The organism is Streptomyces chromofuscus, assembly GCF_015160875.1.
Classification (GTDB): domain Bacteria; phylum Actinomycetota; class Actinomycetes; order Streptomycetales; family Streptomycetaceae; genus Streptomyces; species Streptomyces chromofuscus.
Genome location: NZ_CP063374.1, coordinates 4,163,283 through 4,175,535, shown reverse-complemented (window position 1 = coordinate 4,175,535; position 12,253 = coordinate 4,163,283). Strand labels below are relative to the sequence as shown.

Annotated in this window: 11 protein-coding genes; 6 read left to right on the top strand and 5 right to left on the bottom strand. The window is 70.9% G+C overall.

Going from position 1 to position 12,253, the window contains the following annotated elements; translation table 11 throughout:
• Positions 1–136: 136 nt before the first annotated feature.
• A complete protein-coding gene (locus IPT68_RS18875; protein WP_189695908.1) occupies positions 137–2,083 on the bottom strand; it encodes an NHL repeat-containing protein in 1,947 nt (648 codons plus the stop codon).
• 199 nt (positions 2,084–2,282) lie between these two features.
• Positions 2,283–2,753: an SseB family protein gene (locus tag IPT68_RS18870; RefSeq protein ID WP_189695909.1), complete on the bottom strand. Its 471-nt coding sequence runs from the start codon at positions 2,751–2,753 to the stop codon at positions 2,283–2,285.
• Positions 2,754–2,915: 162 nt separating this feature from the next.
• On the opposite strand from IPT68_RS18870, the gene IPT68_RS18865 reads away from it, so the two are divergent.
• The 3 genes from IPT68_RS18865 to IPT68_RS18855 all read left to right on the top strand — a co-directional run bounded on the left by IPT68_RS18865 (position 2,916) and on the right by IPT68_RS18855 (position 6,508).
• Entirely contained in the window at positions 2,916–4,742 is a 1,827-nt protein-coding gene (locus IPT68_RS18865) for an acyl-CoA dehydrogenase (RefSeq protein WP_189695910.1), read from the top strand.
• A 99-nt stretch (positions 4,743–4,841) separates the two neighbouring features.
• Positions 4,842–6,140: a M18 family aminopeptidase gene (locus IPT68_RS18860; RefSeq protein ID WP_189695911.1), complete on the top strand. Its 1,299-nt coding sequence runs from the start codon at positions 4,842–4,844 to the stop codon at positions 6,138–6,140.
• 116 nt (positions 6,141–6,256) lie between these two features.
• Positions 6,257–6,508, top strand: a complete 252-nt coding sequence (locus IPT68_RS18855) for a DUF6458 family protein (protein ID WP_189695912.1) — start codon at positions 6,257–6,259, stop codon at positions 6,506–6,508.
• A 12-nt stretch (positions 6,509–6,520) separates the two neighbouring features.
• On the opposite strand, the gene IPT68_RS18850 is transcribed toward IPT68_RS18855, so the two are convergent.
• Positions 6,521–8,350: a thioredoxin-like domain-containing protein gene (locus tag IPT68_RS18850; RefSeq protein ID WP_189695913.1), complete on the bottom strand. Its 1,830-nt coding sequence runs from the start codon at positions 8,348–8,350 to the stop codon at positions 6,521–6,523.
• A gap of 59 nt (positions 8,351–8,409) precedes the next feature.
• Positions 8,410–8,796, bottom strand: coding sequence for a cupin domain-containing protein (locus IPT68_RS18845; RefSeq protein WP_189695914.1), 387 nt, complete (start codon positions 8,794–8,796; stop codon positions 8,410–8,412).
• A gap of 52 nt (positions 8,797–8,848) precedes the next feature.
• On the opposite strand from IPT68_RS18845, the gene IPT68_RS18840 reads away from it, so the two are divergent.
• Complete coding sequence (locus IPT68_RS18840; RefSeq protein ID WP_189695915.1) at positions 8,849–9,847, top strand: GlxA family transcriptional regulator; 999 nt, start codon at positions 8,849–8,851, stop codon at positions 9,845–9,847.
• Complete coding sequence (locus IPT68_RS18835; protein ID WP_189695916.1) at positions 9,844–10,338, top strand: LURP-one-related/scramblase family protein; 495 nt, start codon at positions 9,844–9,846, stop codon at positions 10,336–10,338. The genes IPT68_RS18840 and IPT68_RS18835 overlap by 4 nt, the downstream gene beginning before the upstream one ends.
• A gap of 37 nt (positions 10,339–10,375) precedes the next feature.
• Here IPT68_RS18835 and IPT68_RS18830 read toward each other — a convergent pair whose 3' ends face one another.
• A complete protein-coding gene (locus IPT68_RS18830) occupies positions 10,376–11,200 on the bottom strand; it encodes a carbon-nitrogen family hydrolase (protein WP_189695917.1) in 825 nt (274 codons plus the stop codon).
• A 219-nt stretch (positions 11,201–11,419) separates the two neighbouring features.
• On the opposite strand from IPT68_RS18830, the gene IPT68_RS18825 reads away from it, so the two are divergent.
• On the top strand, positions 11,420–12,244 hold the full coding sequence (locus IPT68_RS18825) for a maleylpyruvate isomerase family mycothiol-dependent enzyme (protein WP_189695918.1): 825 nt from the start codon (positions 11,420–11,422) through the stop codon (positions 12,242–12,244).
• Positions 12,245–12,253 lie beyond the last annotated feature (9 nt).

Sequence of the window (12,253 nt, the reverse complement as noted above, 5' to 3'; positions counted from 1 at the left end):
ACCTCCTTGGGCGACGTGCGTTTCAGTTTAGTTGAGCGTTGAACTTTCTGCCACCCCACAACGCCGACGGCCCGGAGGCCATTCCCTCCGGGCCGTCGTCGTCGCACAGGTGCGCCGGTTGCTTGGGTCAGCTGCTTCAGTTGCTGAAGTAGAGGTACTTCCACGAGCCGTACGTCGTGGAGTTCACGGAGTCGCCGGACGAGCCGTTGACGTACACCGAGCGCATCCGGGCCCGGATGCCCGACTCGTCGGGCGCCCCCAGGCTCACGGCCGACTTGCCGGCCGTACCGAGCGGGAAGTACTGCGACTCCGCGGAGTACCAGGTGCCCTGGTAGTAGACCTGCAGGTCGAACCGCTGGTGACGGCCCGGGTAGTAGGTCATCGTCGTGGTGAGCAGCGGGTCGGTGCTCTTGTGGAACCAGTAGTAGAGCGTCGTGCCGATCTTGGCCGTCTTGTAGTGCTTGGAGACGGCGGTGGAGATCCGGACCCGGGCGAACGCGGTCGACTTCACCGTCTTGGGCTTGTAGCGGGCGTCGCCTCGGAAGACCGCGGTGACGGTGGTGTCGCGGGTCATGTCCACCCAGGCGGCGATGTTGCCCTGGGAGTCGACCGTGCCGAGCTTGATCCGCGTGTTGGGCTTGTCGGCGCCGAACGGGTCGGCGTAGATCTCGACCGAGCGGTTCTTGTACGTCGTGCCGAGGTGCGCGACGAACCGGACGTCGGCGCCGTAGTTGTACAGCTTGCCGTTGTTGTTCAGGGTCAGCGAGGTCGAGGCGCGGGACACCTCGACACTGTCCGAGGCGCTGACGGCCGTGTGCCCGGAGTCACCCGCGTAGGCGACCTTGTAGGTGACCTTGCCGCCGGCCGGCGGGATGTCCGTGAAGGAGTACGTCCCGTCCGCCTTCACCGCGACGGAGGCCAGCGCCTTGCCGGCCGGGCTCTCCAGGTCGGTCCGGGTGACCGACAGCCTGATCCCGGTGGGCAGCGGCACGGTCGCCGAAATCCTGCCGGTGACGGTGAGCTGCTTGGCGCGGGTGGCCGTGGCGGGAGCGTTGACCGTGAGGGTGGGGACGTTGAGGGTCGGCTGGGTCAGCGGCTTGAGCGTGTAGCCGCCGGCCGACGGGACCAGCGCGAAGATCCGGGAGGAGTCCGGCGCCCAGGCCACCGCGGCCGCTGCCTGGGTGCCCATGCTGTACGTCCGTACCGGCTGGGTGGCGTTCGGACGGTAGACCGCGACCTTGGTGCCCGAGATCTGGGCGATCATGCCGCTGAGCCCGACGTCGGCCCGCTGCCCGGCCGGGTAGGCACCGGCCTCGGTGAGCGTGCCGTTCGCATAGGCGTGCCGTTCGGTGCCGTTGATCAGCACCTGGTCGCCGCCCGCGACGAGGTCGATGTCCCCGACGCCGTCGTTCAGCTGGTACGAGCTGTCGTGCCAGGCGGTCAGCACCGGCGTGCCGCTCGACACGTCGAAGACGGCCTCGGTGCCCGTGGAGTCCCCCGTCTCGCCGACGGCCAGCAGGCCGGGGCGCAGCGGGTCGGTGTCCAGCAGGGCCTGCCCCCACATCCCGGACCCCGTGCCCTCGGCCGGGATCTGGGCCAGCGCCACCGGGTCGGCGCCGCTCGCCGGGTCCACCGACGGGTCGACGGAGCCCAGGTCGCCGTCCCACTGGTCGCCGTAGCTGAACCAGACCTTGCCGCCGGCGAACTCGACATACGCCGGACCGGCGTTGGTGGCGACCGGGTAGCGGGCCTTGATGTCCAGGGTGGCCGCGTCCAGGGCCACGATCTCGTGGCTGACCCGCGCGGTGGCGTACAGGGTGCTGCCGTCGTCGGAGAGCGCGAGGTCGAAGACGCCGTTGATCCCGCTCACCGAGTCGACCCGGTTGCCGTTGTAGTCGGCGGCGATGATCTGCCCCGTCGCGTCGTCACCGAGGTAGACCCGCCCGCGCGCCCCGTCGACGACCATGCCGCCGTACGAGCCGACCGTGGCCGTCACGGCCGAGGCGGGACCGGCCGCGACCACGCTCAGCACCGCCGAGCTGAAGAGGACCGCGAGCGCCGTCGCGGCCGAAGTGCTGCGCATACGCACAGTGATGAGACCCCCACAGGAAATCCCGGCGGAGCCGGGAGGTGAAAGCGCCGCGCGGCACCCGGGAGGACCGCGGGGGACGCGGTGGCACACGGGGCGCGGCTGCCGGGGCAGCATATGGCATGACTGTGACAGTTGAGCAGGCAATTACGGGCGGGCGATCAGCCCGTGCCCGGCCGGACTCCAGGCGTCCTCAGCCGTACATCCGCCGCATCGCGAAGTCGACCATTTCCTCCACGGCCTTGGCGTCGAACACCATCCGGTGTTCGCCCTCCATGTCGAGGACGAAGCCGTACCCGGTCGGCAGCAGGTCGATCACCTCGGCGCCGGTGATCACGAAGTACTTCGACTCCTTGCCCGCATAGCGCCGCAGCTCCTTCAGCGAGGAGAACATCGGGATCACGGGCTGCTGGGTGTTGTGCAGGGCCAGGAAGCCGGGGTTGTCACCGCGCGGGCAGTAGACCTTGGACGTCGCGAAGACCTGCTGGAAGTCCTCCGCGGTCATCTGCCCGGTGGTGAAGGCGCGCACCGCGTCCGCGAGCGACGGCGGCGACGGCTCCGGGTACAGCGGCGGCTGCTGCCCGTAGCCCCCGGCGCCGGGCATCTGCTGCTGCGGCTGGGCGTACTGCTGCCCCACGCCCGCGCTCTGGTCGTAGCCGTACATGCACGCAAGAGTACTGACCGACCACGAGGGCTGAGTCACAGATGCCCGGATCGGGGTTGCTTCTTATTACCGACGGGTAGCATCATCTCAGTCACCAGTTGGTACGTGTACTTGGGCGCGAGGTCCGTGCCTCGCCGATCTCTCTCAACGGAGCCAGTCGCCATGGGGCACTACAAGTCGAATCTCCGCGACATCGAGTTCAACCTCTTCGAAGTACTCGGGCGCGACAAGCTGTACGGCACCGGCCCGTTCGAGGAGATGGACGTCGACACCGCCAAGAGCATCCTCGACGAACTGAGCCGGCTCGCGGAGAACGAGCTGGCCGAGTCCTTCGCGGATGCCGACCGCAACCCGCCGGTCTTCGACCCGGAGACCAACACCGCGCCGGTCCCGGAGTCCTTCCGCAAGAGCTACCAGGCCTTCATGGACTCCGAGTACTGGCGCCTGGGCCTGCCCGAGGCCATCGGCGGTACGACGGCTCCCCCGTCGCTGATCTGGTCGTACGCGGAGCTGGTCCTCGGCTCGAACCCGGCCGTGTGGATGTACTCCTCCGGCCCGGCCTTCGCCGGGATCCTGTACGACGAGGGCAACGACGTACAGAAGAAGATCGCGCAGATCGCCGTCGAGAAGCAGTGGGGCTCGACGATGGTCCTCACCGAGCCGGACGCCGGCTCGGACGTGGGCGCGGGCCGCACCAAGGCCGTGCCGCAGGAGGACGGCTCCTGGCACATCGAGGGCGTGAAGCGGTTCATCACCTCCGGCGAGCACGACATGTCGGAGAACATCCTCCACTACGTGCTGGCCCGTCCCGAGGGCGCCGGCCCCGGCACCAAGGGCCTGTCCCTGTTCCTCGTCCCGAAGTACGTCTTCGACTTCGAGACCGGCGAGCTGGGCGAGCGCAACGGCGTCTACGCCACGAACGTCGAGCACAAGATGGGCCTGAAGGCCTCGAACACCTGCGAGATGACGTTCGGCGACAAGCACCCCGCCAAGGGCTGGCTGATCGGCGACAAGCACGACGGCATCCGGCAGATGTTCCGGATCATCGAGTTCGCGCGGATGATGGTCGGCACGAAGGCGATCTCCACGCTGTCCACGGGCTACCTCAACGCGCTGGAGTACGCCAAGGAGCGCGTCCAGGGTCCGGACCTGGCGAACTTCATGGACAAGACCGCGCCCAAGGTCACCATCACCCACCACCCCGACGTGCGCCGCTCGCTGATGACGCAGAAGGCGTACGCGGAGGGCATGCGCGCCCTGGTGCTCTACACGGCGTCGGTGCAGGACGCGATCGCCGTCAGGGAGGCCGCCGGCGAGGACGCCTCCACCGAGCACGCGCTGAACGACCTGCTCCTGCCGATCGTCAAGGGGTACGGCTCGGAGAAGGGCTACGAGCAGCTCGCCCAGTCGCTGCAGACCTTCGGCGGCTCCGGCTTCCTCCAGGAGTACCCGATCGAGCAGTACATCCGGGACTCCAAGATCGACACCCTGTACGAGGGCACCACCGCGATCCAGGGCCAGGACTTCTTCTTCCGGAAGATCGTCCGCAACCAGGGCGCCGCGCTGAACTCCCTCGCCGAGGACATCAAGAAGTTCCTCGCCCTCGGCACGGGCGGCGAGGAGCTGTCCGGCGCCCGCGAGCAGCTGGCCAAGGCGGCCGTGGAGCTGGAGTCCGTCGTCGGCCTGATGCTGACCGACCTCGCGGCCACCGAGCAGGACGTCAAGAACATCTACAAGGTGGGCCTGAACACCACCCGCCTGCTGATGGCCTCCGGAGACGTCATCGTCGGCTACCTGCTGCTGAAGGGCGCCGCGGTCGCCGCCGAGAAGCTTCCGACGGCCTCCGCCAGGGACAAGGCGTTCTACACCGGCAAGATCGCGGCGGCGAAGTTCTTCGCGGCCACCGTCCTGCCGGGCGTCACCCTGGCCCGCAAGCTCGCGCAGGGCGTCGAGCTGGACCTGATGGAGCTGGACGAGGCGGCGTTCTAGCCGGCCCGCCCGGTCGGCGACCGGATTTCCACACCGCTCTCACGAGGGCCCGCTCCCGGCAAGGGGGAGCGGGCCCTCGTCCGTCGTTAAGGTGAACCCATGAGCGAACCCTCCCGCTTCGACCGCGGCCACACCGACGACCTCATGTCCTTCCTGGCGGCGAGCCCCTCTCCGTACCACGCGGTGGCGAACGCCGCGGAGCGGCTGGAGAAGGCCGGCTTCCGGCAGGTCGCCGAGACGGACGCCTGGGACGGGACGAGCGGCGGCAGGTTCGTGCTGCGCGGTGGCGCGATCGTGGCGTGGTACGTCCCGGAGGGCGCCGCCCCGCACACCCCGTTCCGGATCATCGGCGCGCACACCGACTCCCCCAACCTGCGGGTCAAGCCGCTGCCCGACACCGGGGCGCACGGCTGGCGCCAGGTGGCGGTGGAGATCTACGGCGGCCCGCTGCTGAACTCCTGGCTGGACCGCGACCTCGGCCTCGCCGGCCGGCTGACGCTGCGCGACGGCACCACCCACCTGGTCAACGTGGACCGGCCGCTGCTGAGGGTGCCGCAGCTGGCCATCCACCTGGACCGCTCGGTGTCCTCGGAGGGCCTCAAGCTCGACAAGCAGCGCCACCTCCAGCCCGTCTGGGGCCTCGCGGGCGACGTGCGCGACGGCGACCTGATCGCCTTCCTGGAGGCGGAATCGGGGATCGCACCGGGCGAGACGACCGGCTGGGACCTGATGGTGCACTCCGTCGAGCCGCCCGCGTACCTCGGCCGCGACCAGGAGCTGATGGCCGGGCCCCGCCTGGACAACCTGCTGTCGGTGCACGCGGGCGTGGCCGCGCTGACCGCCGCCGCGACCGGCGGTGAGGACCTGTCCTCCATCCCGGTGCTGGCCGCCTTCGACCACGAGGAGAACGGCTCCCAGTCGGACACGGGCGCGGACGGCCCGCTGCTCGGCGGCGTCCTGGAGCGCTCCGTCTTCGCCCGCGGCGGCTCCTACGAGGACAGGGCGCGGGCCTTCGCCGCCACCGTCTGCCTGTCCTCCGACACCGGTCACGCGGTCCACCCGAACTACGCCGAACGCCACGACCCGACCCACCACCCCCGGGTCAACGGCGGCCCCATCCTCAAGGTCAACGTCAACAACCGCTACGCGACGGACGGTTCGGGCCGCGCGGTCTGGGTCGCGGCCTGCGAGAAGGCCGGCGTCCCCTTCCAGTCCTTCGTCTCCAACAACTCCATGCCCTGCGGCACCACCATCGGCCCCATCACGGCGGCCCGGCACGGCATCCGCACGGTCGACATCGGTGTGGCGATCCTGTCGATGCACAGCGTCCGTGAACTGTGCGGCGCGGAGGACCCCTACCTGCTGACGCGGGCGCTGGTGGCGTTCCTGGAGGGCTGAGCGGACCGCGCCCCGGGCGAGTTGACGGGCGGTGAGGACTGCATGCCGGGCGCGCGGGTACCCGAACCGCACCGGAAGCTCCGGAATCACCGGACCGGAACAGGGAGGCAACGCTCATGGGCCTCGGCGGGTGCATCATCCTCATCGCCGTGGGAGCCATCCTCACGTTCGCTACCGACTGGAACATGGAGGGGGTCAACCTCGATCTCGTCGGCGTCATCCTGATGATCGTCGGACTGATCGGGGTCACCACGTTCAGCAGCATCGCGCGGCGCCGCCGCGTCGTGATGCCGCCCACCGCGCCGGTCGTCGAGGAGGAACGGCCCCACCACCGGCGCGACGGCTACAGCGACGGGTACGGGGTGTGACACCCCGCGCCGTCAGCCGTCCAGGCCGGCCAGGACGAGGGGCAGGCGGGCCGTCCCCTTGTCGGTGAGGCGGACCGGGACGCCCCAGTCCTGCTGGTGGACATGGCAGGCGGGGTATTCGTTCGCCGGATCGTCGTCGCACGAGGCGGCCATCGCGGAGACGTGCAGGACTCCCTCCGGCACCGCGGGGTCGAGTTCCAGGGCGCGGGACAGGTCCGTTCCCGCGCCCTCGCCGTGTGCCAGTAGCTCCGGTGGCGTCGAGGAGACCAGCAGGCGGGTCGAGGGGCCGTAGCGGGTGTCGAGTTTCTGGCCCGCGGGCGCCTCGAAGATCACGTCCAACTGGAGCCGCCCGGGGGCGACTTCGGTGGCCGCGCGCTGCGTGCGGTGGGCGACCGCCTCGACGCGGACCGCCTCCTGAGGCAGCCGCAGCCGGGTCAGGCGGTGCCGGGCCGACTCCACGACCACGATGTCGTCGCCGACCAGCACCGCGTCGCTCGGCTCACGCAAGTCCGTGGCCAGGGTGGTCACTTCGCCGGTCGCCGGGTCGTAGCGGCGCAGGGCGTGGTTGTAGGTGTCGCTGACGGCCACCGAGCCGTCGGGCAGGGCGGTGACGCCCAGCGGGTGCTGCAACAGGGCCTGCTCGGCGGGTCCGTCGCGGTGGCCGAAGTCGAACAGGCCGGTGCCGACGGCGGTGTGGACGGTGCCGTCGAGGCCGACCCAGCGCAGGGCACTCGTCTCCGAGTCCGCCAGCCACAGCCGCTCGGACGTGGCCGAGAGGCCGGACGGCTGGGCGAACCAGGCCTCGGCGCCGGGGCCGTCGACCAGCCCTTCGTTGGTGGTGCCGGCCGCTACGGCGACGGTGCCCGCCGCCGGGTCGTAGGTCCACAGCTGGTGCACGCCCGCCATCGCGATCCACACCCGGCCGCCGAAGAGCGCCACGTCCCACGGCGAGGAGAGGTTCACCTCCCGACCGGGGCCCGACGTGGAGTCGCCCTGCATCCACTGCCTGCCGGTCCCGGCGAGCGTGGTGACCGCACCGGTGGTGAGGTCCAGGCGGCGCAGCGCGTGGTTGACGGTGTCGGCGACCACCACGGAGCCGTCGCCGAGGAGCGCCGGCCCCTGCGGCTCGTTGAAGGACGCCGACTCGGCCGGACCGTCGGCGAACCCGCGCGCGCCGGACCCGATGCGCCGGACCACGCTCTCCCCGTCCTCCGCCAGCTCCACCAGCTGGTGCCGGGTGGTGTCGCTGACCAGGAACGTCCCGCCGGGCAGCAACAGCGCCTTGCCCGGGAAGCGCAGCACCGTGGGCTCCGGCTCCGGCGCCACGTACGGCCCGTCGCCCCGCCGCAGCGTGCCCTTCGCCGTGTGCTCCGCCTCCAGCTCGGTCACCAGCCGCTCGATGGCGTGCACATGCCCCTCACCGGCGTGCTGGGCGACGACGTACCCCTCGGGGTCGATCACCACGAGCGTCGGCCAGGCCCGTACGGCGTACTGCTTCCAGGTGCCGAGCTCGGGGTCGTCGAGCACCGGGTGCTCCACCCCGTACCGCTCCACGGCGTCCGCCACCGCCGCGTGCTCCGCCTCGTGCACGAACTTCGGCGAGTGCACCCCGATGACCACGACCGTGTCCCGGTGCTTGGCCTCCAGCTCGCGCATCTCGTCGAGGACGTGCAGGCAGTTGATGCAGCAGAACGTCCAGAAGTCCAGCAGGACGATGCGTCCTCGCAGGTCGGCGAGGGTGTACTGCTTCCCGCCCGTGTTCAGCCAGCCACCCTTGCCGATCAGTTCGGGGGCGCGGACACGGGCGCGGCGGCGGCTCGGGGCCGGGGCGGAGTCGGTCATGACTCCAGAGTGCCACTCACCACTGACAGTCACCGCACCGGCCGCCCCGCGACCCAGAGTCACCCCAGCGAGTGGCCCGTGGTCGCGTCCACGTGGTCGGGTACGTCGTCATGGCGGTCGCCGACCGTGAGGGTGCCGGTCGGTTCGAAGAGGAGGAGCGCGGTGGGGACGGGGGCGTACGGCTTGTGCTCGGTGCCGCGCGGCACGGTGAACACGGAGCCCTTCGGCAGCACGACCGTGCGCTCGCCGCCGGACTCCCGCAGGGCGATGTGCAACTCGCCCTCGATGACCAGGAAGAACTCGTCGGTGTGGTCGTGCGCGTGCCAGACGTGCTCGCCCTCGACCTTGGCGACGCGTACGTCGTAGTCGTTGACGGCGGTGACGATGCGGGGACTCCACCGCTCGGTGAAGGAGTCCAGGGCCTGGGTCAGCGAGATGGGTTCCATGCGGTCATCGTCCGGGGTGGTGTCGCACCCGCACGAGTGCTAGGAATCGCACATGCCGCAACGATCCTCTCAGCAGCCGGGACCGCACCGCGTCGTCGTGATCGTCGACGAGAACTCCAACCCCTTCGAGATGAGCTGCGCGATCGAGGTCTTCGGGCTGCGCCGGCCCGAGCTGGGGCGGGAGCTGTACGACTTCCGGCTGTGCGCGGCCGGAGAGCGCACCCGGATGCGGGACGGCTTCTTCACGCTGACGGACGTCGCCGGGCTGGAGGCCGCGGACGAGGCGGACACGCTGATCGTGCCGAACCGGCCGGACACCGACACCCCGCGCGCGGGTGCGGTGCTCGACGCCGTACGCCGGTCACACGCGCGTGGCGCCCGGCTGGTCGGCTTCTGCTCGGGCGCGTTCACGCTCGCCGAGGCGGGGCTGCTGGACGGGCGGCGGGCGGCGTGTCACTGGATGTGGGCGGAGACGTTCCGCGCGCGCTTCCCCCGGGTGCGCCTGGAGCCGGACGTGCTGTTCGTGGACGACGGGGACGTCCTGACCGCCTCCGGCAGCGCCTCGGCGCTGGACCTGTGCCTGCACGTCGTACGCCGGGACCACGGCGCCGAGATCGCCAACGCGGTCTCCCGGCGCCTGGTGTTCGCCGCGCACCGGGACGGCGGCCAGAAGCAGTTCGTGGAGCGGCCGTTGCCCCAGGTGCCGGACGAGTCCCTGGGTCCCCTGCTGGCGTGGGCGCAGGAGCGGCTGGGCGAGCCGCTGAGCGTGGCGGACCTCGCGGCGCGGGCGGCGGTGTCCCCGGCGACCCTGCACCGGCGCTTCCGCGCCCAGCTCGGCACGACCCCGCTGGCGTGGCTGACCGGGGAACGGGTGGCGCTGGCGTGCCGGCTGATCGAGCACGGCGAGGAACGGCTGGACGTGGTGGCCGCGCGCTGCGGCCTGGGGACCGCGGCCAACCTGCGGGCCCGGCTGCGGCGCGCGACCGGCCTCAGCCCGTCGGCCTACCGGCGGCGTTTCGGAGCGGCCGCCGGGGAACCGGTCATGGCATGAGATTCCTCGTGCGCGAACGGCTCCTCGGATTCGGTGACGACTACTGGATCGAGGACGACCGGGGCAACAGGGCCTTTCTGGTCGACGGCAAGGCGATGCGCCTGCGGGACACCTTCGAGCTGAAGGACACCCAGGGGCGGGTGCTGGCGGACATCCGGCAGAAGATGTTCGCCCTGCGGGACACCATGCTGATCGAGCGGGACGGCGAGCCGCTGGCCCGGATCAGGCGCAAGCGGCTGTCGCTGCTGCGCAACCACTACAAGGTGATCCTGGTCGACGGCACCGAACTCGACGTCAGCGGCAAGATCCTCGACCGCGAGTTCGCCGTCGAGTACGACGGCGAACTCCTCGCCGTGATCTCCCGGCGCTTCCTGCACGTGCGGGACACCTACGGCGTGGACGTGGTCAGGGACGACGCGGACCCGGCGCTGCTGATCGCCGTGACGGTGTGTGTGATCCACCTGGCGGACAAGGAACGGGAGGACGACTAGGGCCGTCGCGGGTCGCGCTGCTGGTGCGCCCCGTCGCTCAGCGTCGCCGGGGCCGGTCCAGTCCCAGCACCCGGTCCTTCAGCACCGGGAACTGCTCCCGGGTCGCCGCCACCTTCCCGGGGTCGAACTCCACGGTGAGCACCTCCTCCCCCCGGCCGGCCTCCGCCAGCACCTCGCCCCACGGGTCGACCACGAGCGAGTGACCGGCCTGCGGAACTCCCGCATGCGTCCCGGCCGTTCCGCAGGCGAGGACGAACGCCTGGTTCTCCACCGCCCGCGCCTGGGCCAGCAGCGTCCAGTGGGATCGCCGGCGCTCCGGCCACCCCGCCGGGATCACCAGCGTCTCGGCGCCCGCGTCGACGAGCCCGCGGAACAGCTCGGGGAACCGCAGGTCGTAGCAGGTCGCCAGCCCCAGCGTCGTCGCGCCCGGCATCCGCACCGTCACCAGGTCGTCACCCGCGCCCATCAGCACGGCCTCGCCCTTGTCGAAGCCGAAGCGGTGGATCTTGCGGTACGCGGCGACCAGATCACCGGTAGGGGAGAAGACGAGCGAGGTGTTGTACAGCGGCCCGTCGCCCGCGGGTGAGCCGCCGTCGGGCTCGCCCCGCTCGGGAATCGAACCCGCGTGCAACCACACGCCCGTGTCGCTCGCGGCCTTGGCCATGGCCTCGTGCGTCGGCCCTTCGAGCAGCTCGGCCTCCGGGCCGAACTCCTCGTAGGCGAACGCCCCCGTCGTCCACAGCTCCGGCAGGACCACGAGGTCGGCACCCGCCTGCTCCCGTACCAGGGAGACCGCCCGCTGTCGACGTTCCGCGACCGATTCGCCCTCGTCTACGGCGATCTGGATCAGAGAGGCGCGCACACTACCACCGTCCTGGCGTTCGAGCCGTCCATACGGGCCTACGATCGTCACACGAAAGCACTGCCGGGGTGCCTCACAGCAGCGTAACTTGGGGGTCCTCCCTGTTCGAGCCCAGCCGAGAACCGGGGGAACCTCAAGACACCCGCCGAGTGCAGCCACCTCCCACTGGCAACGCCGCCACAACCTGCCCGTGTACCGACCGCCGAGGGGTCCCGTTCCGTGAGTCTGCATCCCACCCTCCAGCCCTACGCCGACGCCTGGACCCACTCCATCGAAGCGATATCCGAGCTGGTGCAGCCCCTTGTGGAGGGCGAGTGGAACCGGCGGACCCCGTGCCCGGGCTGGTCCGTGCGGGACATCGTGTCGCATGTGATCGGCCTGGACTGCGAGATGCTCGGCGACCCGCGCCCGATCCACACCCTCCCGCGCGACCTGTTCCACGTCACCAACGAGCAGCAGCGCTACACGGAGATGCAGGTCGACGTGCGCCGCCACCACACGGCGCCGGAGATGACCTCCGAGCTGGAGTACACGATCATCCGGCGCAACCGGCAGCTCCGCAACGAGTCGCGCGACCCCGGCACCAAGGTGCGCGGCCCGCTCGGCAAGGAGCTGACGCTGGAGGAGTCGATGCGGACCCACGCCTTCAACGTGTGGGTGCACGAGCAGGACCTGCGCGCCGCCCTCGGCAGCCCCGGCAACCTCGACTCCCCCGGCGCCCACGTCGCCAGGGACGTCCTGCTGTCCGAACTCCCCGACGTCGTCGCCGCCAGGGCGAACGCGCCGCGCAGCTCGGCGATCGTCTTCGACGTGCACGGCCCCGTGGAGTTCCTGCGCACCATCCGCGTCGACATCCAGGGCCGCGGCACGCTGGAGACGGCCCCCGCCCTGGGCCCCGCGGCCACGCTCACCCTCGACTGGGAGACCTACGTCCGCCTGGCCTGCGGCCGCGTCACGCCCGAGGCGGTCGCGGACCGCGTCAAGACGGAGGGCGACCCGGATCTGACGGCGGCGATCCTGCGCAACTTCACGGTGACGGCGTAACGCCGGCCG